At 41.6% G+C, this 24,298-nt stretch carries 25 protein-coding genes; 5 read left to right on the top strand and 20 right to left on the bottom strand.

The features are described from left to right. Nucleotides 1-168: 168 nt before the first annotated feature. The 13 genes from PSBA01_RS13060 to PSBA01_RS13000 all read right to left on the bottom strand — a co-directional run bounded on the left by PSBA01_RS13060 (nucleotide 169) and on the right by PSBA01_RS13000 (nucleotide 11,914). Nucleotides 169-1,458 (bottom strand): hypothetical protein, encoded by a 1,290-nt coding sequence (locus PSBA01_RS13060; protein ID WP_036599449.1) that lies wholly within the window; start codon nucleotides 1,456-1,458, stop codon nucleotides 169-171. 97 nt (nucleotides 1,459-1,555) lie between these two features. Beyond that, the gene (tatC, locus tag PSBA01_RS13055; RefSeq protein ID WP_011959994.1) at nucleotides 1,556-2,425 is read right to left on the bottom strand and encodes a twin-arginine translocase subunit TatC; all 870 of its coding nucleotides are present in this window, start codon (nucleotides 2,423-2,425) and stop codon (nucleotides 1,556-1,558) included. Then, a complete protein-coding gene (gene tatB, locus PSBA01_RS13050) occupies nucleotides 2,422-2,808 on the bottom strand; it encodes a Sec-independent protein translocase protein TatB (protein WP_036599454.1) in 387 nt (128 codons plus the stop codon). Before tatB ends, tatC begins: the two co-directional genes overlap by 4 nt. Nucleotides 2,809-2,863: 55 nt before the next feature. Beyond that, nucleotides 2,864-3,148 (bottom strand): Sec-independent protein translocase subunit TatA, encoded by a 285-nt coding sequence (tatA, locus tag PSBA01_RS13045; RefSeq protein ID WP_011959992.1) that lies wholly within the window; start codon nucleotides 3,146-3,148, stop codon nucleotides 2,864-2,866. An 80-nt stretch (nucleotides 3,149-3,228) separates the two neighbouring features. Next, nucleotides 3,229-5,847 (bottom strand): copper-transporting P-type ATPase, encoded by a 2,619-nt coding sequence (locus tag PSBA01_RS13040; RefSeq protein ID WP_186475566.1) that lies wholly within the window; start codon nucleotides 5,845-5,847, stop codon nucleotides 3,229-3,231. 115 nt (nucleotides 5,848-5,962) lie between these two features. Then, entirely contained in the window at nucleotides 5,963-6,139 is a 177-nt protein-coding gene (locus PSBA01_RS13035) for a hypothetical protein (RefSeq protein ID WP_157769651.1), read from the bottom strand. A gap of 129 nt (nucleotides 6,140-6,268) precedes the next feature. Continuing rightward, the gene (locus PSBA01_RS13030) at nucleotides 6,269-6,745 is read right to left on the bottom strand and encodes a DUF305 domain-containing protein (protein ID WP_037059145.1); all 477 of its coding nucleotides are present in this window, start codon (nucleotides 6,743-6,745) and stop codon (nucleotides 6,269-6,271) included. A gap of 95 nt (nucleotides 6,746-6,840) precedes the next feature. After that, complete coding sequence (locus PSBA01_RS13025) at nucleotides 6,841-7,932, bottom strand: copper resistance protein B (RefSeq protein WP_186475565.1); 1,092 nt, start codon at nucleotides 7,930-7,932, stop codon at nucleotides 6,841-6,843. Between the two features lie 25 nt (nucleotides 7,933-7,957). After that, nucleotides 7,958-9,658, bottom strand: coding sequence for a copper resistance system multicopper oxidase (locus PSBA01_RS13020; RefSeq protein WP_186475564.1), 1,701 nt, complete (start codon nucleotides 9,656-9,658; stop codon nucleotides 7,958-7,960). 67 nt (nucleotides 9,659-9,725) lie between these two features. After that, nucleotides 9,726-10,364 (bottom strand): DUF411 domain-containing protein, encoded by a 639-nt coding sequence (locus tag PSBA01_RS13015; RefSeq protein ID WP_186475563.1) that lies wholly within the window; start codon nucleotides 10,362-10,364, stop codon nucleotides 9,726-9,728. 165 nt (nucleotides 10,365-10,529) lie between these two features. Then, nucleotides 10,530-11,120: a c-type cytochrome gene (locus tag PSBA01_RS13010; protein WP_102078921.1), complete on the bottom strand. Its 591-nt coding sequence runs from the start codon at nucleotides 11,118-11,120 to the stop codon at nucleotides 10,530-10,532. A 61-nt stretch (nucleotides 11,121-11,181) separates the two neighbouring features. Beyond that, entirely contained in the window at nucleotides 11,182-11,454 is a 273-nt protein-coding gene (locus PSBA01_RS13005) for a hypothetical protein (RefSeq protein WP_186475562.1), read from the bottom strand. Between the two features lie 133 nt (nucleotides 11,455-11,587). Then, on the bottom strand, nucleotides 11,588-11,914 hold the full coding sequence (locus tag PSBA01_RS13000; RefSeq protein ID WP_011959984.1) for a hypothetical protein: 327 nt from the start codon (nucleotides 11,912-11,914) through the stop codon (nucleotides 11,588-11,590). A 325-nt stretch (nucleotides 11,915-12,239) separates the two neighbouring features. On the opposite strand from PSBA01_RS13000, the gene PSBA01_RS12995 reads away from it, so the two are divergent. The 4 genes from PSBA01_RS12995 (at nucleotide 12,240) to PSBA01_RS12980 (ending at nucleotide 17,050) form a co-directional block, all read left to right on the top strand. Further along, a complete protein-coding gene (locus tag PSBA01_RS12995; protein ID WP_186475561.1) occupies nucleotides 12,240-12,986 on the top strand; it encodes a heavy metal response regulator transcription factor in 747 nt (248 codons plus the stop codon). Continuing rightward, nucleotides 12,976-14,448 carry an ATP-binding protein gene (locus PSBA01_RS12990; RefSeq protein ID WP_186475560.1) on the top strand — a complete coding sequence of 491 codons (1,473 nt, stop codon included), beginning with the start codon at nucleotides 12,976-12,978 and terminating at the stop codon, nucleotides 14,446-14,448. Before PSBA01_RS12995 ends, PSBA01_RS12990 begins: the two co-directional genes overlap by 11 nt. A 183-nt stretch (nucleotides 14,449-14,631) precedes the next feature. Beyond that, a complete protein-coding gene (gene lgt, locus PSBA01_RS12985) occupies nucleotides 14,632-15,516 on the top strand; it encodes a prolipoprotein diacylglyceryl transferase (RefSeq protein ID WP_186475559.1) in 885 nt (294 codons plus the stop codon). Nucleotides 15,517-16,327: 811 nt separating this feature from the next. After that, entirely contained in the window at nucleotides 16,328-17,050 is a 723-nt protein-coding gene (locus PSBA01_RS12980; RefSeq protein ID WP_186475558.1) for a CHAP domain-containing protein, read from the top strand. A 1,358-nt stretch (nucleotides 17,051-18,408) separates the two neighbouring features. Here PSBA01_RS12980 and PSBA01_RS12975 read toward each other — a convergent pair. Continuing rightward, a complete protein-coding gene (locus PSBA01_RS12975; protein WP_025652670.1) occupies nucleotides 18,409-19,377 on the bottom strand; it encodes a DNA-binding protein in 969 nt (322 codons plus the stop codon). A gap of 523 nt (nucleotides 19,378-19,900) precedes the next feature. Here PSBA01_RS12975 and PSBA01_RS12970 point away from each other — a divergent pair. Continuing rightward, nucleotides 19,901-20,977: an RNA-guided endonuclease InsQ/TnpB family protein gene (locus tag PSBA01_RS12970; protein ID WP_101211256.1), complete on the top strand. Its 1,077-nt coding sequence runs from the start codon at nucleotides 19,901-19,903 to the stop codon at nucleotides 20,975-20,977. Between the two features lie 260 nt (nucleotides 20,978-21,237). Here PSBA01_RS12970 and PSBA01_RS12965 read toward each other — a convergent pair whose 3' ends face one another. From PSBA01_RS12965 to PSBA01_RS12940, 6 genes are all read right to left on the bottom strand, one after another. Then, on the bottom strand, nucleotides 21,238-21,492 hold the full coding sequence (locus PSBA01_RS12965) for a Txe/YoeB family addiction module toxin (protein ID WP_025652646.1): 255 nt from the start codon (nucleotides 21,490-21,492) through the stop codon (nucleotides 21,238-21,240). Then, a complete protein-coding gene (locus PSBA01_RS12960) occupies nucleotides 21,489-21,779 on the bottom strand; it encodes a type II toxin-antitoxin system Phd/YefM family antitoxin (protein WP_025652647.1) in 291 nt (96 codons plus the stop codon). Before PSBA01_RS12960 ends, PSBA01_RS12965 begins: the two co-directional genes overlap by 4 nt. Nucleotides 21,780-21,871: 92 nt before the next feature. Further along, nucleotides 21,872-22,105, bottom strand: a complete 234-nt coding sequence (locus PSBA01_RS12955) for a type II toxin-antitoxin system RelB/DinJ family antitoxin (protein ID WP_025652648.1) — start codon at nucleotides 22,103-22,105, stop codon at nucleotides 21,872-21,874. An 80-nt stretch (nucleotides 22,106-22,185) separates the two neighbouring features. Continuing rightward, complete coding sequence (locus tag PSBA01_RS12950; protein WP_025652649.1) at nucleotides 22,186-23,142, bottom strand: replication initiation protein; 957 nt, start codon at nucleotides 23,140-23,142, stop codon at nucleotides 22,186-22,188. A 326-nt stretch (nucleotides 23,143-23,468) separates the two neighbouring features. Then, a complete protein-coding gene (locus PSBA01_RS12945) occupies nucleotides 23,469-23,639 on the bottom strand; it encodes a hypothetical protein (RefSeq protein WP_156410067.1) in 171 nt (56 codons plus the stop codon). Between the two features lie 198 nt (nucleotides 23,640-23,837). Continuing rightward, entirely contained in the window at nucleotides 23,838-24,179 is a 342-nt protein-coding gene (locus PSBA01_RS12940) for a hypothetical protein (RefSeq protein WP_025652650.1), read from the bottom strand. Nucleotides 24,180-24,298: the final 119 nt, after the last annotated feature.

Raw genomic sequence — 24,298 nt, 5'->3', positions numbered from 1 at the left:
AATTTACTGCTATCTCTAGCTCCAATTGTTTTCGAAGTGTTTTGAAAAGCGTGCCGAAAGTAATAGACAATCATAAATATACAACCATCTTTTGTTAGGTAAGAAGAATATTGAATTAGTTAACCGGACTTATAACAGCCTAATGCCATCTAAATAAGACCTAGACGATCACACCTGAAAGACAGGCGCGAATCCACCGCCTGGCGTACGGAAGTTAGTCACCTGACCTTGATACACACGCGCAGCAGGTAGTAACAGTTTTCCGCCATACGTATAAAGACGTATATCTACCTTTCTTGTTGTTACGATGTCATCAATTTTGAGTGATCTCTCTCCTGCAGGGACAAAGGTCTGTGCGATATAATCTTCATCCAGAATGTTTTCGAAGACGCGTCGAGTCAGTTTGCTACCGCGATAAACGCCTTTGCTTCCATGACCAGCAACTGGCTTAAAAAACAGTTGCCGCCGAGTAAGCCACAACTCTGCTGCATCGTCTCTTGATACAATCTTAGTCCTCGGTACAGACCTTTCGAGGCACTCCACTGCAGCCTCATCCAGACCCCAAGAGCGCAATATTTGGGAGTCTGATAGCAATGTCAGGTTTTGCTTATTGGCCAACATAGCATGTACGCGGGGATTGGGTGTCACTACCACAGCACCCTCTAAATAAGCCTGCTTAAGCAATACATGGTCAGGGTCCTCAAATGCAAAGTCGACAAGCCGATTGTAAATCATATCGATTTTCTGGCCATGGGCTGTTAACGTACCGTCGATATACTCGAGTTCAGAGGGATCAAGTATCACAGTATCAATACCTCTAGCTTGGAGCAGTTGACAGGCTAACTCAAACTCTAAGAACATGAACTGACTCTCGGGGTCATTGTCCACAATGGCTATCCGATTGGGCATAGCAACAGCGGACTGTCGCTGCCATTCCTGTTTGAACATGTCAAACACTGCTTCCTCGAACCTATCTAGCATTTGATTGGTTGCAGCGCTTTGCTCTGAGGGGTTGCAACAGCGTTTTTGTGCGCGAGCGAGCAACACATTCAGAAATGCGCCACCGGCATTAGTATTGACCTCGATGAGCTGAGGTCCATCGCTACCCAAGTGAAAGTCATAACCCATGAGGGCCCCTATTGGGCCTGGGTCGAAAGCAGCTATTTCTGGTGCCCACGACAGCACTTGCTCTTGATACAATGGCAGTTCGGCAGCTGACTCGATAGCCCTGACGATTCGCTCCATCGCCTCTATCTCTGTTTTGGGAACGAACACGGGTGTTGCTGAAAAAAGCTTATTAAGCTCGTTCGCTCCTATTGGATTGTTTCTAGTTTCTACCAATTGATCTTGAAGGCTTGTATTAAGCGCTTTACGATCAAGGGTAATGCAGTAGCACTCTTGGTTAAGTCGATTTGCAAGACCGTCATTTTTTTCGTTGTTATTAGTTGGGTGTTCCATTTAGAGTCCGTCGCTAAGTAGAGTACTCACGCTGACATACTCTAGTAAAAAGTAAAAAGTAAAAAGTAAAAAAGGTTCTTGGCGTGTTTAAGTAGTGCTAGCTACTTTCTAATGTTTCATTCCCTGAGACTAAATCATTATTTCGTTCATTTTTAATTAATATCTTTGCTAAGAGTAAACCCAGCTCAAATAATAGCCACATAGGAATCGCCAACAACAGCATTGATACACCATCAGGCGGTGTCACTACCGCGGCGATCCCAAAACAGCCGACTATGATATAACGACGCTTATCTTCTAAAATTTGAGTAGAAACGATTCCGGCCATTATCAGCAATAAGGTAACCACTGGAATCTCAAAAGTCAGTCCAAACACCATAAATAGCTTGAGGGCAAAGCTCAGATAACTGTCAATATCGGTCATTGGTATAACGTTCTGCGGAGCGAACATAATAAAAAATTTCAATACCCCTTTGAGTACGACAAAGTAGGAAAAAGCAACACCAGCATAAAATAGAAATATCGAAGATAGCAGTACAGGAATGGCAATTTTCTTCTCTTTTTTATATAAGCCGGAAGCTACAAATGACCAAATTTGATACAGGATATAAGGCATTGCTAAAAATGCGGCGACGAATATCGTTAAGCGAATGGGTGCCATAAAGTTTGACGTTATATCAGTGGCAATCATGGTCGAATTGATGGGTAACTGCGCCACTAATGGGTCTGATAAAAGATTATAAAGCTCGCGTGAAAATCCCACCAATACTAAGAATATAATTAAGACGACCACGCATATTCTTATTAAGTGCGTACGCAGCTCGATTAAATGTCCGGTAATAGGCATATCGCCAAGCGTACCTAACGTATCTCCAGACTCACTATTCTGTGTTGTATCTGTTGGCGCCTCAAACTCTATATCTGTTATTTTTTCTTGTCGACTTTTTTGCCGTTTAAATAGGCTCACTGATCCGCCTCCTGTTTAATGAACGAGGAGGTAGTATTCTGTTGATGGTCTTTATCATAAGGGGTGATTGACTGATGTGAAGCGTCTAGGCTTTGGTTCTGTGACTGCTCAAACTTTTGCATACTGCCACGCATTTCTGCTAATTCGCGCTTCATATCCGACTCGGTCTGACGGATTTTCGCAAGTTCATTTTGCATTTGTTGACGTGTTTCAGCTAGATCAAGCTCAGCTTCTATTTCAGATTGTAGAGTGGATACTGTACGGCGCAGTTTGGCATACCATTGCCCAGCGGTACGTGCGGCTTGCGGCAGTTTTTCTGGGCCCAATACGATTAAAGCAATGACGCCAAACAAGAGTAATTCGGAAAACCCAATATCAAACATAACAGTCACATATATTAATAGACTACTTAGTGCCGCTATTTATAAGCGGCGCGCTTCATACTTTAGGCTGGTCATCAGTGGAAATAGGGCTGATTTCCATATCATCAGCCTGATTACCTACACGCGTATTTAAATCATTACTTGCAGCTGGCGTACTATTTTCATGGCTAAGCACATGATTTTTGCGAGCATTCTCGGGTTCTTCATCTTTGACCGCTTCTTTAAAACCCTTCACCGCACCGCCTAAATCTTTACCTGCATTTTTAAGCTTGGCAGTACCAAATACGACCACCACTACGACCAATAAAATCAGCCAATGTGTAATAGAAAAGCTGCCCATAACGGTATCCTTATATTTTGTGATCTTGTTTAGACCAGTATGTGTCAGTGTGCTTTAGAACACTTTTTACCGTACCAGAATTATAGTTTCAAACGGCGCAATCGCAGCGCGTTAGCAATCACCGAGAATGACGACAAGCTCATCGCTGCCGCTGCTATCATCGGACTGAGCAGAAGCCCAAATATGGGATAGAGCACACCTGCGGCAATAGGAACACCAAGTGCATTGTAGATAAAGGCAAAAAACAGATTCTGTCTGATATTGCGCATGGTGGCGTGGCTAAGCTTATAAGCTTTGGCAATGCCCATTAAATCACCTTTTAGCAGGGTAATGCCCGCACTCTCCATCGCCACATCGGTACCGGTTCCCATAGCGATACCAACATTAGCTTGCGCTAGCGCTGGTGCGTCGTTGATACCATCACCCGCCATAGCGACCAATTTACCGCTGTCTTGCATTTCTTTGACGATACGGTTTTTATCCTCTGGTGAGACATCCGCATGAACTTCATCAATACCTAGTTTATTGGCGACTGCCTGCGCGGTTTTTTCGTTGTCACCGGTTAGCATCACAACTTTTAAACCTGCGTCATGAAGCAGTGAAATAGCCTCTTTAGTGCTTGGTTTAATAGGGTCAGCAACTGAAATAATACCAGCAGCTTTACCGTCTATAGCCACAAACATTGCCGTTTCACCGTCTTTTCTACGGACATCAGCTTTAGTGGACAGCTCATTATCAAAACTATTTAGGCTTTCCATAAGCTTAGAGTTACCAATAGCGACTTTCTTACCATCGACCACGGCTTGTACGCCTTCGCCAGTAGTCGAATTAAAGTCAGTAGCTTTAGGAATAATGAGTGATCTTTCTTGAGCTGCTCTAACGATAGCTTCTGCTAAAGGATGCTCGCTAGCGCTTTCTACTGAGGCTACCAATGCGAGGAACTCGTCTTCATCTTGACCTACCTGCGCATCAATTGCGGTAAGCTCGGGCTTACCAGCGGTCAGTGTTCCGGTCTTGTCGACGACAATGGTATCGACTTTTTCCATACTCTCTAACGCTTCAGCATTTTTGATGAGGACGCCGTTTTGCGCGCCTTTGCCGGTACCAACCATAATGGACATCGGCGTCGCTAGACCAAGGGCACAAGGACAAGCAATAATCAGTACCGCAATCGCGTTAACCAAAGCATAGGTCATAGCGGGCTCAGGGCCGAATATCGCCCAGACAATAAAGGTTATGATAGAGCTGACAATAACAATAGGTACGAACCAACCCGCCACTTGATCTACCAATTTCTGTATAGGTGCGCGGCTACGCTGGGCTTCAGCAACCATTTGTACAATTTTAGATAATACTGAATCTGCTCCAACATTGACCGCTTCGACCAATAGCGTTCCGGTGCCATTTACCGTACCACCAGTCACTGTATCTCCTGCTACTTTTGATACAGGGATTGGCTCACCCGTCACCATTGATTCATCAACATTACTATTACCATCGATCACTGTACCATCTACGGGTAGTTTCTCACCTGGTTTAACCCGTAGCTTATCGCCAGTGACGACCTCATCAAGCGAGACTTCGACTTCTTCACCGTTTTCATCGACACGTCTTGCGGTTGGTGGTGCGAGCTCAAGCAAAGCTCTAATCGCACCTGAAGTTTGACTTCTAGCTTTGAGCTCTAATACTTGACCCAGTAGCACCAAGGTCACAATGACCGCTGCCGCTTCATAGTAGACTCCGACTTGACCAGAGGCATCTCTGAAACTGTCTGGGAAAATATCGGGAAAAAAGGTCGCGACAATACTAAAAATATAAGCAGCGCCTACGCCTATCGCAATCAAGGTAAACATATTTAGATTGCGGCTTTTTATAGACTGCCAGCCACGGACGAAAAACGGGGCGGCGCCCCAAAGCACTACAGGGGTCGCGAGCACTAACTCAGCCCATTGTAAGATCTTTGAAGAGATACCATACTGACTAAAATTAACTACGTTTAAGTCAAACATACCGCTCATCACATATATTAATAGCGGTACAGTCAACACGGTACATATCCAAAAACGACGAGTCATGTCGTCAAGCTCTGAGGTGTCCTCTTCACCGATAGTAAGCGTTTCGGGCTCAAGCGCCATACCACATATCGGACAACCGCTATTTCTAACGTCTCTCACTTCAGGATGCATAGGACAGGTATATACCGTGCCATCGTAATCAGCAGGTACTTTATCGTATTTACCGCCTTTAACAGATTTTACTCCGCTACTATCAGTATCCTTTCCATGACAACTGGCGTGACTATCATCTTTAGCAACTTCGTCTTCAGGTTTAAGAAACATGCCACATATTGGGCAGTCACTTTTTTCAACATCTCTTACTTCTGGATGCATAGGACAAATATAGACCGTACCGCTATAATTTTCCGGTATCTTGTCGTACTTATCGTCTTCGACAGAATTTACCTCATTACTATTATTAGCATCCGCTCCATGACAATGCGCATGACTATCTTCATGGTTGTTGGATTCAGCAACCTCGTCTTCAGGTTTAAGAAACATGCCGCATATCGGACAATCGCTCTTTTCAGTATCTCTAACCTCAGGATGCATCGGGCAGATATAAACCGTACCACTATAATTTTCTGGTACTTTATCGTACTGACCACCTTTGATAGATTTTTCATCGGCAATATGTTTCATAAAATCACTCCTTGAAGACAATAAATAAAGCTTTTAAAGCACAATCATCAACCTTTAATTGCTATTCATCTAATTACTAATCTAGATATCTCGAAAATTAAGTTTCAATTGGAACTTAATCTTTATTACGCAAATATTTGAGTAAGGCCATAATAGTCAATATCAGTACCGCAAAAACCAGTACTGTAAACAATAAGGAGACAATAGATTCTCCCCAACCCATACCGTGCATCGATCCATTCATCATGCCGTGCATAGTCCCGTTCATCATACCGTGCATCATAATAACCATTACAAGGACTCCTTATTTGTTATTTCCTTAGTATAAGTAATGATATAGTGCTAGTGTGTGAACGTACACCTCTCAATAGTCTGCTTACTTAATAACACCTAATACAAAGTGCTCAAAATTTGTGACTGCCTATTCCAACTCATCAATAAGCGCTTGCATCTCACCGATTTCACGCTTTTGTGCTTCGATAATGTCATCAGCAAGCTGGCGTACACGTGGATCTTCGATATCAGCACGCGAACTGGTCAAAATAGCAATCGAGTGATGCGGTATCATCGCCTGCATCCAATCCACTTGATCGACCGTTTGTTGTGATCTAACGCCCCATAAACCAAAGGCAAATAGCACGACACTAATCCCATAAACCATTAGATTGACCTTAGTCTTTTTATACATATTGGTCATAAAGGCGAGCATAATAATAGCCATCATAGCGCCCATATATAACGCCATATAAGCTCTGGTTTCGCTAAAATAAACGTGATCCCATTGATAAGTATTAAAATACATCATGATAAACATCACGACTGTCGATGTTAAAATCATGATTGTGAACTTTACATAAGGGTTCATTTGCTTCTGTTTATTATCCATATGGTTATTCATATTCTTGTCCTTAATTTAGTAAAAAGGCACCTAAATAAAGAGGTGCCTTTTTTTAGAGCTAGTGTTATAAACTGTTGTTACTTACATGGTTAACACTAGAACCAAAACATCACACCAGCAGTCAGACTGTTAGAATCAACGTCTTCGTCCTCTTGACGACGTAAGTCTCGCGCATCACCCAAGGCGCTCTCGTAGCTGAAACCAACATAAGGCGCGAGCTGACGACTGAATGTCTCATAAGCCAGCCTAACTTCAGCTTCAAACTCATTAAATCCTTTAGTAATACCGTTATCGGTATCATCTTTACTAAAGGCAGTCAGCTCCAGCTCTGGTCTGACCACCCAACGCTGATCTAAGCGCCACTCGTACGCTGCCCCAAGATCAAGCTGGACTTGACCATCAGTATATAGATAAGCTCTTGCGTCAGTCTCAACGAAGTACGGCGCCGTACCAACAATGCCTGCCATGATTGCGGACTTATCGTTTTCAGTATTATAAGCAATACCCGCTTCTCCATTCCAGAAGATACCGAGCGGCTTCCAATAAGCGAGTGAGGTTAAGCTATCAATTTCTTTATCATCGTTAGTTTGAGCACTACCTTCACTGCGTAGAGTGACACGATTACTATCAGTACCGTACCACGTATCAAACTCAAAATCGATTTGGTCATTCTCAAACTGATAGCCCAAAGTTTCTACTGACACACCCCATAACGGTAAGCTATCCATCATCACAGGCTTACCAAAGCGACCATAGGGAACACCGTTCGAGTAGTCAGGACTGCGAGCATCAGCTGGAGCTTTACCACCTTGCATACCTCCTGACATATCCATACTGCCATGGTCCATGCCTGACATATCCATGCCACTATGATCCATACCTGACATATCGCCCGACATATCCATGCCACTGTGATCCATATCTGACATGTCACCTGACATATCCATACCACTGTGATCCATATCCGACATATCGCCTGACATATCCATACCACTATGATCCATATCTGACATATCCATACCAGACATGTCCATGCTGCTGTGATCCATATCTGACATATCCATACCAGACATGTCCATACTGCCATGATCCATGTTCGACATCTCAGCAGCGTTTGCTAAAGGTGACATTAGTAGCATCAAAGATGACATGCCAATAAACGGTAGACCTACTTTATATATTTTCATAATAAGGCTCATATTCGAAGGTTTATTAAACAACGGCAACTTCTCTAAACATCCCTGCTTCCATGTGATAGAGCAAGTGGCAATGCCATGCCCATCTGCCAGCTTCTCCGGTGACATCAAAGCTTATCTTTTGTGCAGGCTGTACCATTATCGTATGCTTACGTACTTGAAACTCACCTGAAGGCATCCGCAGATCGCTCCACATACCATGCAAATGCATGGGATGATTCATCATGGTGTCATTGACTAAGGTAATACGTACGCGCTCACCCGGCTTAATATTGACCGGTGCGGCATCTTTGAACATAACCCCGTCTAGAGCCCAAATATAGCGCTCCATGTTTCCCGTCAGATGTATTTCAATCTCTCTGGTGGGTTTGCGCTGCTCTGCCATTATCTCATCGCCGACAGAGCGCAACTGACTATAATTCAAAACCTTTCTATCAATGTTACGTAGATTAATACCAGGGTCATCAAGGTTCATACGCGGACTATCAACGCGCATATCGGACTTAAAGTCATATTCTGTTTTGGCATGTTTAGCGTTATAGCCATTCGATCCCATGGCGCCCATCATGTCGGCCATCGTCAGCCATTCGATTTTGTCCATAGCAGGTATCGCAGGACGAGCACCTTTTTTGGTAGCAAGCGTTGTCGCAACATAGCCTGACCGATCTATGTTTTGAGCAAATATGGTATGCGCGTCTTTAGTGGGCGTCACGATGACATCATAAGTCTCGGCCACCCCAATACGGAAATCATCGATATCGACGGGACTGACATCAATCCCATCCGTCGCGACGACTTTCATTTTTAGGCCGGGGATGCGTACATCAAATATCGTCTGCGCTGAACCATTAATAAAACGTAGTTTGACAGGCTGTCCAGCCTTGACAAGTTGCGTCCAGTTAGCCGCTGTGGTTTTACCATTCATCAGATAGGTAAAGGTTTTTTCACCAGACAGATCAGTAAAGTCTGTCGGCATCATCCGCATCTGATTCCACATTTTGCGCTTATCAAAAGCAGCTTTTAGATCTGTTGCGGCAATATCGGACAGTAGCTTTTTAAAGTCTGGCAGATGATAATTATCAAAGTCAGCACGCTGCTTAAGTAGTTTTAGCAGATTATGCGGATCGCGATGCGTCCAATCACTAAGCAGGATAACGTGATCTTCCTCGATAGGATAGCGTTCGCGCCCTTTCGGCTCAATGACGATGGCCCCGCGCATACCGGTCTGCTCTTGGAAGCCAGTATGCGAGTGATACCAATAAGTGCCTGACTGTATCAGTTTAAATTTGTACGTGAAGGTGCTACCCGCAGGAATACCATCAAAGCTGATACCCGGTACGCCATCCATCTCAAACGGCACTAAGAGGCCATGCCAGTGAATAGAGGTCGACTCATTCAGCTGATTATGGACTCGAATGGTGACCGTATCGCCTTCTTGCATCTTAAGCGTTGGCGCAGGCAGTGAGTCATTTATCAGCGTTGCCATGCTTGACTTGCCGTTGACCGTTATCATCTTCTCACTGACATAAAGATCAAACTCTTTGCCTGTCAGTATGGGTACTTTATGATCGGGTTTATCACTGTTAATGACGGCATTTTTTTGATTTGCACCCAACGCACTATTGGCAATGGTTGGTAACGTCGATAGCATAGACGCGCCAAGTAGCGTAGATGACCCTGTCAAAAAACGCCTGCGGTTAAATCTGTTTTTATTCATAATATTGACCTAAGTTAATCCATGAAATGAGAGTTGAACTTATATATCTGATAACTTATTAATAGAACTACATCTGCTGCGCTGGCGACTCAATAGCCGCATACACTTGAGTGCTGCCATCCTTGTTCAATTGCATGACTTTATAGGGCATAAATTTATCTTGATATTCCATGCCCGGACTACCAACTGGCATACTCGGTACCGCAAGACCGATGGAATCAGTTGGCGGATTGGCTAGAAACTGTGCCATGTATTTAGCAGGAACGTGACCTTCAAAAACATAACCATTAGTAGTGACGGTGGTATGACAAGAGCGCATTTGCTGCGGGACACCGTAACGCTCTTTAAATAAAGATAAATCTGTAACGTCTTGCGCAGTTGCGCTTAGACCATGACCTTCGGCATAGCCTACCCATTCTTTACAGCAGCCGCAGTTGGCATCTTTATAAACCGTGGCTGAGACGTTTTTGAGTAATGATGACGAGCTGTTAACGGGAGCATTTGTAGGAGCAGAACTTTCATTTTGTACTTGTGCATTCTGGGTAGCAGACTGTTCAACCTTTACTGGTTGAGAATCAGAGCCACTGGTATTAGATTGGCTGCAAGCGGCTAGCGTTAACGAGAGTGACGATGTCACCACCAATAAAAGGACACGACCGGATAACCAGCTATGTCCATTAGAAAGCACATGTGTGTAATGTCTCATTAAATTACTCCTAAACGTCTATTATTATGCTCGATATTCTAAAAACTTACACCCTATATTTGAATTCTTATGTACTTAACTAAAAACATTAAATGCAGCACTGTTCAGTACTGCATTATTAATAGCGACAACCGTGAGTTAGGAGGCTTTCATATCTAGAAAGTATTAATGCTGCATTCCAGATCCATCATCCGACATATTCATATCACCGTCAAATGACATGTCCATCATATCGCCATCTATCCTAGTGGTTAGCATCGTGTACTGAGCTTCATCTAATTCAGGTAACGATCTGATAAAAGCAACCATTGCCCACATTCTAGCGTCATCATGGGACGCGCCCCACGTAGGCATTCCAGATGCCATAATACCGTGCTTGATTGCCCAAAAGCCTTGCTTTGCACCGTCTTCTGTTTGATAACGTTTGACAATATCAGCCTTGGTAAAGTTGGGCGGCTTTGGATATAAGCCCTCACTAAAGTCAGTTTGTGCCACTCCCGGAGACAAGTGACAGCCTGCACACATATCCTTATAGTCCGCGCCCCCAGAAATGATATCGACCTTCTCTAAGTCTGGTACCACAATATCTTTACTGGCATTTGCTATGGAACGATTGCGAGCGGTTTCCAAAAAGCTAAACATCATTGGGCTATGCTCTTGGTCAGCTCCCACATTGACAACACCACTAGTAACAACCGCAAACACGCCAACGATTGCCACAAATACGGTAAAGAGCGCACCCAATAAAAATTTCATATGTTTTCCTAAAACTTTATTTTCGTTAAGTGTTGACTGCTATTTAGCAGAGCTAAAATTTTTAAGATTTACTGTCGTTAGTAACGCAGTGTTTTTGGTACATTTGCTTCATTTTACCCATGTTAGCCATCATTGCTTTCATAGCAGGATCTTTCATATCCATCTTGCTATGATCCATTTTTCCCATCATCTGCATATGCTTTTCCAACTTTTCACAGTTCATTTGATCCTTTTGCGCATGCATTTTTGGATCATGCGCCATAGCTGAGGTCGATACGACAAGAGCGATGGCCGTCATTGCGATTGATTTAGACAGTAATTTAAATTGTGACATGATTAATTCCTATTGTTTGGATTAAAGGTTATTGAGTTCAATAGTTGTTAAACCAGCCTAAATGATACATTAATCATTCTGACTGGTAGATGACGATAAGATTACAATTCTGTCATTCTCACCGCTTTAGATTTTAATGCGCGATATATTCATTTAATATGGCTTCAGCATTTCTATCACGATCGCTACCATATTTTTTTACAAAATACTTTTCAGATTGCAAATGTTGATCTTGATGTTGAACCTGACAAGCCACTCTGGCGTCGACATAACTTTTCTTTTGCTCTTTGGACATTTGTGCATCATTATGATCTGCGTTTCTTGCAAAACTAGTGAGCGCATCACAATTACCGAGAACAGAAGCATCTAAGTTTGTGGTATGCGCATTGGCCGCTGACATGCCCACTAACATCGATACTGAAAGCAAAGCTGCTTTTTTTAATGAACTATAATTTTTCATATAAGACCCTTTAAAGATAAATAACAAACTGTTTAAGTAGGATAATTGCTTTACTCGTAGAGGCAGTCTGTATCAGAGACAAGCCAATATGCGGCGTTGATTTAGAATACTAAATGGTGGCTGACAGCTAGATGACACGGATATTACATGTTCGTTAGGAACAGCATAATATTGTCATCTTCTTGTCATTAAAACCAAATACCAGCATCTGTCTCTATCCAAAGAACACTGTTATAACAAGGGTTCCTGATAAATATATGGCTGATAAGCTAACAATGTTAGTGATACGCTGTTGACAACTATAATGATATAAAGGTAAGCAACGATGAAAGTACTGTTAGTAGAAGATGAGAAAAACCTTGGAGAATATATTAAGAAAGGCTTAACTGAGGCCGGTTTCATCGTGGATCATCACATGACAGGTTTAGATGGCTATCATGCGTTAATGACTGAAGATTTTAGTGTGGTTTTGATGGATGTCATGCTACCTGACGTCAGTGGCTTTGAGTTGGTACAGCGCTACCGAGCTGCTGGAAAGCATACGCCAGTTTTATTTTTAACGGCTAAAGATGATTTAAGCGATCGGATCAAAGGTATTGAAATTGGTGGCGATGATTATCTGACCAAGCCTTTTGCTTTTGCTGAACTGATTGTTAGAATAAAAAGCCTATTGCGCCGTGCCAATCAATCTGATTATAAAAGCTCGGTCATACACATAGCTGATCTGAAAATGGATATTGCTAAACGCACTGTATATAGAGGCGATACCAACATAAAATTGACTGCTAAAGAATTTGCTTTATTACAACTTTTCTTAGAACGTCAAGGTGAGGTACTGCCACGCACTGTGATTGCCTCACAAGTATGGGACATAAATTTTGACAGTGATACAAATGTCATTGACGTGGCTATAAGGCGCTTGCGGATAAAAATTGATGATGGATTTGATATAAAGCTGATTCATACGGTACGCGGAATGGGCTACAAGTTAGAGCCACTGGCTGTCGACGTGGATAGTGGCATGGGCGACGATAGTATTAATAAAGACAGTCTGACATCAAATGAGACATAAATCTAAGAATCGGCGTTGGTCACTGTTATGGCGAACTGTTTTTTTACTGACAATATTTGTTGTTATCTCTCAAGTTATTATTTATATATGGGTTCAGCGCTCTGTTAACGAGCACTTTGAGCAAATGGACTCAGAGATTATTACCCATGCAGCTTTTAACCTGCGTAAACGCATGGTGAATTTTAACGATCACATAGAACCTTTTACAGTGTCAAAGTCGCAAGCGCTAATTGATGCCAATCATCTACATTCTTCTTGGTTAGACTATGATTTAAAAACGTTAATATCAGACAAAAACGGCAATTTATTGTCCAGCGATCCCAGTAATTTCATCAATGATCTACCGGCAGATTTTAGCTTGTTACAACTATTGCAGGACTATCGCGATCAGCAGTTTATGATCAAGATAAATAATAGGCATTACCGAGCCATTATCATTACACATCAAGAGGTTTTGGCATTTATTGCTCTACCTATCGATGTGCATCATCAATATCTTATCCAGTTTAATCGCCAGCTGAGCTTGATACTTATCGCCATTACCTTATTATTGGTTTCAGTAGCAGCACTAAGTGTACACTGGGGTTTTGCTCCCCTAGCTACTATCGTACAAAAGATGAAAGGCATTAATCTTCAAAGGTTAGATGAAAGAATTGTGGTTGGCGATATGCCGTTAGAATTACGTCCACTAACGGAGTCTTATAATTCTATGATGGTCAAGCTTGAAAGTAACTTTGAATCATTATCACGGTTTTCAGACAATATCGCCCATGAGCTACGTACGCCAATAGCGACGCTGAGTACGCAAACGCAAGTCATGTTAACTAAGCCAAGAGAAAGCGACGAATACATTGAGCAATTGCATCATCAGCATGATACGTTAAAGCAGTTATCCGCCATGATTAACGATATGTTATTACTGGCAAAAACTCAAAAAGAGCTGAGTGATTCGCAAATCAGTCATGTCGATATAGAGAGCTTGATCACAAAGCTTATAGATTATTATGAGATGATTGCTGAGGATCGTGAGATAATCTTTGAAAAATCGGGTGATTTTAAAACAGTACTAGGTGATAAAGGCTTATTGCAACGGCTGTTTGCCAACCTGATGTCAAATGCGATTCATTATGCGGCTAGTAATAGCACTATTATGATATCCGCTACTGTCCTCACTTCAAGCACCTCGCTTAATGCGCCAAAAGACGATATTCAATCCCCAGAGCAGCTCTGGTTAAGAATAACTATGACCAACCGTCTAGACAAACCATTAAATCAGATTGAAGCCGATAAACTGTTTGAGCGATTCTATCGTCATGATAAAACGAATACGATGCATTCAGGAACAGGCTTAGGCTTATCTATTGTGCAAGCTATCGCCAATGCTCATAATGGCAAAGTTAGTATTACTATCAAAGATGAGTGTCTTTTTGAGGTTGCTGTAAAGTTGTTGATTGCCAGGTAGTAAATACCTTCATACTGTCTATGAACCGCTCAGATTAGATCGAAGGCGAGTTTACTTGGAAGGTCTCTCTATCCATAAGATGAGATTCTGACTTGCGATAGTTGTACTTTTCAATTGTTGGACAAAAAATTTCTTATATAAGCCTATTTCATACATTCTATTACCAATAATTATGGTGCCTTTATGATGATTCATCCTCAGTATGATCCCGTAGCGCTTTCCTTGGGTCCATTGGAAGTGCATTGGTATGGGCTAATGTATTTGCTAGCCTTTGCTGCCGCTTACGGTTTGGCTTGGTATCGCACTACCAAACGCGACAATTGGACCACCGACATGGTCTCTGACTTAGTCTTTTATGGCGCGCTTGGTGTCATCTTAGGCGGTCGTATTGGCTATGTGCTGTTTTATCAGTTCGGTGAATTACTCCAAAACCCTGCCTATATATTAAAAGTCTGGGAAGGCGGTATGTCTTTCCACGGCGGCTTTATCGGCGTCATGCTAGGTATGTGGTTCTTTGCCCGTAAATATAAAAAGACTACCTTTCAAGTATTCGATTTTATCGTTCCTTGTGTACCAACCGGCTTACTGTTTGGGCGTATCGGCAACTATATCAATGGCGAATTATGGGGTCGCGTCTCAGACGGTGGCTATAACTGGCTGACCTACTTTCCGCAAGCCGCGGCGTTTGATATGGAGCAATTACAGAGCAATCCACAATTGCAAGAATTGATGATTGAAGTCAATGGTCAATACATATTGCCTCGTCATCCATCACAGCTATATGAAGCCTTTGCCGAAGGTCTGCTGCTATTTATATTCTTATGGTGGTATTCATCAAAACCACGTCCACGTATGGCCGCCTCCGCTGTATTCTTACTAGGCTATGGCATCAGCCGCTTTATCATTGAATTCTTCCGCCAGCCAGATGCTGACCAAGGATTCATATTATTAGGTTGGATGACCAAAGGGCAAATCTTAAGCGCGCCGATGATTATCGCCGGCTTAATCATGCTGATTTATGCTTACAAACGCGGTATTTATGATTGGGGTAAGCAGTCTGCATATTAGAAATAAGTGTCGAGGTGCATGAACAAATAAATATAAATGCAGTTCTAACAAGATACATTCCATTTGCAGAATTAATACCTATGTTAGTACAAGGATTTTTATTCCTAAACCTAATTTTTTCATCAGATAGTGGAACTTCAAAAGCTAAAAATAAATTTGGATATGTAACTTTTTATGTCAATGTAACCTATTTTAGATGTTATCTGTCTTTAAAATAACCAATTTCTTAGAAATTAATACAAGGAACTACATGATGTATCGCAACAATTACGTAATATTACATAAGCTAGTAGGGAATTAGCATCTATATTAATATTATAAATTATTATATTATCTTAATAATTAGTTAGACCCTATATAGGGTAATTACTTCATCCAATAAAAAAACGTCTGAGGGTTAAATCTAAATTATAGATTTAACCCTCAGACGTTTTTTTTGCTTATAAAACAGTAGAAATTGTGGTCAATCTAGTCAGCTATATTCTGTACATGTTACACAAACTTACATTGTAAAATGTGGGATATTAGCAATTTTTTCAACATCAAAAAAGTATTTTTGGGGTTTTTAAGGGTGATGACAGGCTAAACAGCCTATGCTAAAGTCGGCTTTGTGTTTTGGTCAGCAGCTTGATTTGTAACAGCTTCGTAAGACTTCAATGAGCTGTGATCGCCAATAATTATTTTTTATATGAATAATATGCAGCAGAAGTATCAGTCACTATGACGTATATATACTTGTGTTGTTGAGATTTAATTGACTGCGCTGTTGTTGATAACAGACGATTTTGAATTAACCGTAGGTATTAGATTTATGAAACAGGCTTTATTGATTTTGTCAGTACTGGGTATGGGCATAGCACAAACGAGTGGTGCTGCTATCACAATCTCTCAAACAAATAATACCATCACCAATACTTCTGTGGCATCAAACTACGGTTCATCAAAAAACATCTATAGCACCAAAAGTGGTGCTTATGTTTCTAATAATGATGAAATTAGTCAAGCAATTAGCAACCTAAGTGCGCAGGCCAAGCAAAAAGAGAATCAGCTTTCATCATTAAACAGCCGCTTATACGCTGAAAAACAACAGCAGCAAGTCAATAAGGTTCCTGATAGCAATTCAGCCCCCGCTATCGCTGCTGCTCGCGCCTCAAGAGTGGCTCTATCTGGCAGCTCTGGATATTGTGCCCGTTACGTACGTAAAGCACTACAATCAGCTGGTTATGAGTTCACTCCAAATCCTTCAGCCTATCAGTACGCTACTCGTGGCACACTTGAGAAAGCAGGTTTCAGCAAAATCAGCAATGATATGCCAACCCAAGTAGGTGATGTTATTGTCTATGATCGCTCATCAAAGCGTCCACATGGCCATATTCAAATTTTCGATGGTACAAATTGGATTTCTGACTTCCGTCAGAACAGTATCAGCCCATACAGTGGTGTCTATGCTTATACGACATGGCGTGATTCAAAATATGTGGATGACGCATCCGCATCAGATCGTAATATCTACCTTGCTATGAATGATAAATAAGACCTGAGAAGTCAGCACAACATATTTATTGCTTTTCTCCAACCCAGTAGTGATCTTACTATCATTGCTGGGTTTTTTTGTGCTTAACATCAGGGTGTATTTAACCTTTCATGATTTGATCCGTCAGAAATGAACACTACTGATATCATTACTCATTACAAGAATTATCGGCAAGCGCGTTTAAGATGCCACATGATACCGCTTGTGCACTACCTGCACATTTCTGGCGCAAAACTGAGAAATTTTTGGATTGCTAGCATTACAAGACAAATTACGAAACGACGCTCATGAAGATGTGGCTTAGCTCAAAGCGTATGGGTAAACCACCCCGAGTTCGTCGTACTCTCTAAGACTGTTTAGTCTCCGAAAACCTGAGGCGGTTCAGATGGTTTTTTGAGAGATTATGACACTCTCAAAGCGATTTGAAGTACTTGAGAAAGTTGATTATGATAGCACCTAAAGATTTACCAGAGTCATATCGAAAGACTAAACAAAAAAATGCCTCTGGGAGTTGACTCCTAGAGGCATTTAGTTTTTAATGTAGCTAACGGTTACAGTGTGCGTCAACACGCTGTAACGAACAAATAAGCATCTGAAGTGCGTTATTTGAACAGCATTAAATGCCCGTATAAGTGCATTTTATCTTAAAGTCTGCTCAATATCAATATACCTACCGTATACTTATTCGCTCGTTACATCCTCGTGCAGCTCTCTCTGTAATTGTTACCCGTCAAATGGGTGGCAGGCCTCGGTGACGACTGCGTTTGACATAAGGGTGAGCTCCCTACAGGGGTGACTAGACAAAGGATCAGAGCAACGCAATGAGTGGTTACTCGTGCATATCGTAGCGGTATATTGGGTTTAGGCCCTTGCTAGCGTATGACAGCACAGTAGCGGTTAAGAGCGTGTCTAGGCGGTGCTATCAGCCGTAATCTTAACAACCGTAGCTTGATACAGTGATACGGTCTTGATGACGCGATGGGCGATGAAGTCGGCATGACTAATCACATCAAATCCAAGGAATGCACTAAAGCGTTTGTGAGTATTTTTTTACTCATAAACGCTTTAGGGTGAGTGTTCCTTGAAATCTGCTCAAGGCTCCAAAATCAGCATAAATTCACTTAGGCTAATTTAAGTAGTATATAGCCCACTCGGCTATATACTATAAGAGTCCAGAGAAAAATTTAGAATAGTTATTATACAGCAGTCACTTATTCAGTGAGTCGATATTGTCATGGTTGATTCATAAGCTTAGTGTGAATAGAACGAGATCTATGCCTTGGGTAAACTACCTCCCAAACTTATAACTGTTCTTTATCTTGAAATCCTAATTAAACTGAAACCTCGAATACTTTTATTTAGTCAGCATCCAAAGTATTATCTTTGTTTTGAATAAGTATTAGAGCATCTTGTGCTTTCTTAAGTTGATCTTGTAACAGAGTCACTTGTTCCTGCTTTGATAAATGACGGCTTGATAGCTCGCTATATTGTTTATTCAATACGCTATGCTCGGCTTCAAGCTTAGCCTGAGTTTGAGTCAGCTGATTATTAAGTCCTGATAGCTTGTCACGTTCAGCGGTGACTGCCTTTAACTCTCCTTTGATCTCTGCGGTAGCCGTTTGTATATCATTCCGCTCAGTGGTGACTGCCTTTAGCTCTGACTTAGTATTTTTAAGTTCAATCTTTAAACGTGCAATCTCTGCCTTATCACTATCAGCTGTGGCTTTAAGCGTGGCTACCTCACCAAGACTGCTAGTCAGCTCTATAGATTGCTTATCTAATGCATTACTCACCTCTGCAAGCTGTGATTGCGCGGTCTTAGCCTTAGTGCGTTCAAGCTCTAATTCATGCCTAGTATCTAATAGCGTCTGTTTGGTAGCGTCATGGTCAGCTGTGGCTTGCTGTGCGCTTTTAGTTGCTGTTTCCGCAGTGCCGGTCACCTCGTCCAGTTGCTGTAGTAAATCCGCTTGTTCCCCCTCCAAGGTCTTAACCGCTTCTTGCGCTTCGTCCATCTCTGCTTGTGCCTTGATCTTAACCACCTCTAAAGCTTCACGCTCTTTAGACAATCTATCATTAGCCATATCAATAGCCGTCTGCCACATATCAGCCCCAAGCGTGTGCAAGCGTTCTGTGATACCACTAGGTAAGTCTACTTGCTGTAGCTCTTGCTCTTCTTGCTGTTCTCGCTTCCAGCTTTGCATAGCATCACTGATAGTCGTGAATGATCCACCGCCTAGCGCCTTACGCACCTCTGCCAGTGTCGGCTTAACCCCTTGCTCTTGTAATTGGTCTGCTGCTGCATGAATATCTTGTATCGTGAGTGCCATGATTTTGTATCCCTTAATAGTATATTGTAGTATGTTGTATATAATATACTACAATATACAACATACTACAATATAGAATGTAAAAAAACCCCAAGTAATCTTGAGGTCATGTGCTTGTTATTTAATGCCTAGTGATCGGTTAGGTATTCTTCTAGGGCATCGTTGATCATGTCTTGATAGTTACCGCCTGTTTGCTTAGCTCTGTCCTTGAATTTGGTAAGGATACTTGGGCTAATGACACTGGTTTCCGTAGACAACGCTTGAGATTTGATACTGCCACGGATCGCGCCTGACCAGTCGGTGACTTCTGGAATGTCCGATAAATCAATGTCGTCATCGCTAAGCGTGGCTAGATGCTCTGAGTCTGCTTGCTGCTTAGCAGTTAGTGGCGGTAATTCGTCTATTTTATCATCTAACGCCGTAAAACCACGTCCTTCTAGGGCGTGGATATCAGGCGTCAGTCGTTGTCGCCCAGTATGGCGAACCCCTTGATACCCAACTGCATTGAGATCATAATTACTCCATGAAAACGCTCAAACTACGCATCAAAGACAAACACGCCACTCAGCTCAATATCTTAGCTGGGGCAGTCAACTTTGTCTGGAACTACGTCAATGAGCTAAGTTTTAAACATTTACAGCGCACGGGCAAATTCTTTTCAGCCTATGACTTGGCCGCTTATACTAAAGGGGCGGGTGAATACCTGAATCTGCACAGTCAAACCTTGCAAGCGATCAGTGAGGTTCACGCTAAATCCCGTAAACAGTTTAAAAAAGCCAAACTCAACTGGCGTACCAATAACCCAAAAGCCAAGAGAAGAAGCTTGGGCTGGATTCCGTTTAAAAAGACCGCCATTAAGCACCTAACAACCCGTCAGTCAGGCAAGAAAAGCCTTAAATCTACTATTCAGCTAAGCCTCGCTAAAGGCAAAAAGCTGATCATTGATTTGTGGGATAGCTATAACCTCTCGCTCTATACCATCAATACTTGTGAGCTGGTACAAGATGCACGAGGTCACTGGTACGCCTGTATCACCGTCAAAGAATTTCCAAAAACAGTTTGTGGTACGGGCCAAGTCGGTATTGATTTAGGCTGTAAAGATGCCGCAGTCAGTAGTGAGGGTGATCAGCTACAAATCAAAGTCACCCATCAATACGCAGAAAAACTGGCCATCGCTCAACGTGCCAAAAACAAAAAACGGGTTAAGGTCATTCATGCCAAGATTAAAAACACCCGCCAAGATCTGATTCATAAATTCACATCAAAGCTTGTCAAAGCCAACAGCTTAATCGTTGTTGGTAAAATCAAATCAAACTCATTCACTTCATCCAAACTGGCCAAATCCGTCTATGATGCTGGTTGGTTTGAGATTAAGCGGCAACTGGATTATAAATGCGCGAACGCAGGTTGCCACTATATCGAAGTCAATGAAGCGTACACCACCCAAACCTGCTCGTGTTGCGGCTCTCGCCAAGACAGTCCGAAAGGTAGAGAAGGTCTTGGTATAAGAGCATGGTTTTGTCGTTCTTGTAAAACGACCCATAACAGAGATGTTAATGGAGCAAAAAACATTCTCGCGGTCGGGCTTGGCCGTCTTTAGTAGGAATCCCCGTTCCTTTAGGTCGGGGAGGAAGTCAATCTGTGGTAACGTGATCAGAGGTATAGTCATTATTAGCAATTATATGGCGTCGTATGACCACATAAGGTTTGTTATCGAATGTTTAGGTCGAAATACTAACCAATATATTTAGACGTCTCTACAGAGCTTTCTCGTTCGTTTTAGGACACATAGCCAGAATGGAAAATAAAAAAGTGCCTGATTCTTAGGATCAAGCACTTTTGTGAACTAACACTGTTTACTTAATAATGATATCGGCACTGAACGATGATAATGGCATCATCTTGAACCTCATAAACCAGTCTATGCTCTTGATCAATGCGACGCGACCAATAGCCTGCCAGATCGTGTTTGAGTGGTTCAGGTTTACCAATACCCTCAAATGGGTCACGTTTGATGGCTTTAATCAGCTTACTTATTTGCTTGACCTTCTCTTTGCTGGTTTTTTGCCAGTATTCGTAGTCCTCCCACGCATCCTGTGTCCAAGATAAGATCAAGCGTCCACCTCATCATCACAAGTCAATAATGCGTCATCCGTATTGATGTCATGCTCGATTAAACGACCCGCCTTAGCATCGGCTATAGAGCGTCTGAGGCGCTTGGCATTAGTGGGGCTTTTTAGCAGATGAAGCGTTTCCTCATATGAATTAAACTCTTCTAAACTCATGAGTACCGCAGGTTTGGCGTTTTGTCTAGTAATCACGATCGGCGATTTGTCGGTATCTACCTTATCGATATATTTGGCTAGGCCCTTTCTAAAATCAGTGTAGTTCACAACATCCATAACGATTACTCCGTGTTTGGTCATCTTTATTTGTATGACTGATATTATATACCATATCTGTACTTATATCTGTACAGATATTTTACACTGATTTATTTATGGCGCTGGCCGCTCAATCCGTAATCACCCGCAGAAGTTTGTGGCGGCGTATTAAGATTAGAGGGTTTTTGATAATCAAAGGATAACGGCACGGTATTGGTTTGCGCCACTTGAGTTAAGAACAATTTGATTGCTTGAGACGGCGTTAATCCATAGCTTTCAAACACGGCAAAGGCGCTATCCTTGAGCTCTTGATCGAGCCTGATATTATAATTGGTTGTCGTCATGGCATTACAAATGGCTTATATATGTACGTACAATATAAACCATTTGTAATGCCAAAACTACTAAGCATGCTTTTTTCATATTATGATTTCTGCTTAGGGAACGTATAGCCTATCGCCAGTAAGTGCTTTTTGTGGGTCTTTAAAAAAGCTTCATCTCTTAATTGAGTGTGTAACCAGCTGATCACTTCTTGGGTACTTTTTCCTGAAGGCGCATAGCTACCAAATGGGGCATAGTTAGCCAATAGAGGCGCAAAACGGTCGATCTGTTTGACGGTTAAGGATGGTATATCTCTATTCTCATTATTCTGATTTAAGTCCTCCAGACTTTTTTTCTTGGTGGGCTTAGCTTTGACATTAAATTTTAGTCCTGTGACGGTACGACCACGTTTAACGTTTTCATAGGTGATTTTAATATCTGACTTTTCTGTTATTTCTTCAACGCTTGGGTTGATGACTCGACTTTTTAGGTTGTTAATACGTTCGTAAGATTTAGAAAGAGCTAGCTCCTCTCTAATTTCTTCAAGTGACATTGTCCACGAGCTCATTGCCTCATGTTTTTTGGCCAGATGGTATATATCTATTGAATATTCACCCTTCAGTTTAAGTACATCTTCTTTTTTATATTTAGTGAATGGATTATTTTCATCAAAAACCTTCAACATCAGTAGCACTTCATCTGTAAAACATAGAGACACATAGCCATCTTCATATATTGATCTGATGACCCACTGTACATTGACACGGCTACCGCGTTCATTTCTATAGCTAAAAAATCGCCTCATCATCGTTTCACTAGCATCTTTTAATTGAGTATAAGCAGAATCCACTTGAATGTTGCAAGCCTCTGCAAATGCTTTCGCGGTTATCTCTATAGTGTCTTTTTCAGTGGCATCTATCAAACGCACTACTGAACTAGCAAGCAACAGCAACCGTTTTTCATCAAGTGTCATTTCATAAAACGCTTGTAGAATACGATTTTGCATAACAACCCAATTTGCAGGGTATTTCTTCTCATATAAACCAACTTGGTTAGTCATATCTACGCCTTAATGCTCAAATCTATCTAATTGTAGCATAATACCTGCTGATTGTAGCTTTTAACCTAGCTGATTGTAGCATTAACCTAGCTGATTGTAGCATTAACCTAGCTGATTGTAGCTTTATAGATCTTGAAGCCCTTAATTGGTAAGGTCTGAGAGCGTCCTAAAAGTCTTTAAAAGTCTTTAAAAGTAAAAAATATGTTTTTATATTAAATAATAGGAAAAAAACCAAAAAACCGACGGATTTAAGATGATAATTTGATCGACCAATCACTTATAAAACTTATCAGTAGCTCAGAATGCAATTGTCCATTTACTTGATGTTAATCCTCGTTCACATAGTTCGGATCAAGCTTGGATCTTTGAAAATCTTCAAAAGCATGGTCAAAGATATTTTGAATATCTTCATCTGTCATTCTGGACAACCCTGTTTTCACATTCTCAATATCAGTCTCATTTTTTGTAGATAGTTTGTCTTCATTTTCAGTAGCCATTATCGACACATCTGTAAACACTTATCAAACCGTTGCTAAAAAGCCTAGAAACCACTCTTATATACGTTTTACGCTCTGTCCGATACGATGGTAGCTAAAGCTATTCTAAAACGCTTAAAACAGCCGATAACCGTCTCCTAACCTTTCGCTAATTAGTAGACGATCCAGCTGTACCTTCAATTAGGCGATTTCGAGTAGCTACTGTGATGATGAATAAATATCAAGCAATGAACCGTGGTCACTGTCCTGACTGTTTTTAGGTGGTGTAAAGCTGCTTGGTACCACCTCAGCTTTACTTTGTATTTTATTGGCAATTGCTTTCAAAAATTCACGGTGCTTTTTCAAACGAGCATATTTTTCATTATCGTGTGCGTCTAAAAAAATAGCTTGCAGTTCATGATTATCATCATCGTCTAATGCGTTGGCCAACCACTCCCCCAATATTTTATGTGCTTCAAGCCTGTCCTGATCAATCTCTTTTTTAAGAGCCTGTAATTGCTTAATCTTATTTGCGAATAAATCATCTGATATTACTGACATTACCTCATCCTTTTTTAGCCAACTATGATAGAGTTGATCTAGCATACTACATGGTATGCAAGGATAAAAACACAGACCCATCGTTTCTGCCAGTAGTATTAACCCTCTTAGCATTTTTT

This window comes from Psychrobacter sp. KCTC 72983 (assembly GCF_014280455.1).
Lineage (GTDB): Bacteria > Pseudomonadota > Gammaproteobacteria > Pseudomonadales > Moraxellaceae > Psychrobacter > Psychrobacter pacificensis.
This window is presented reverse-complemented; position numbering and strand designations above follow the sequence as displayed.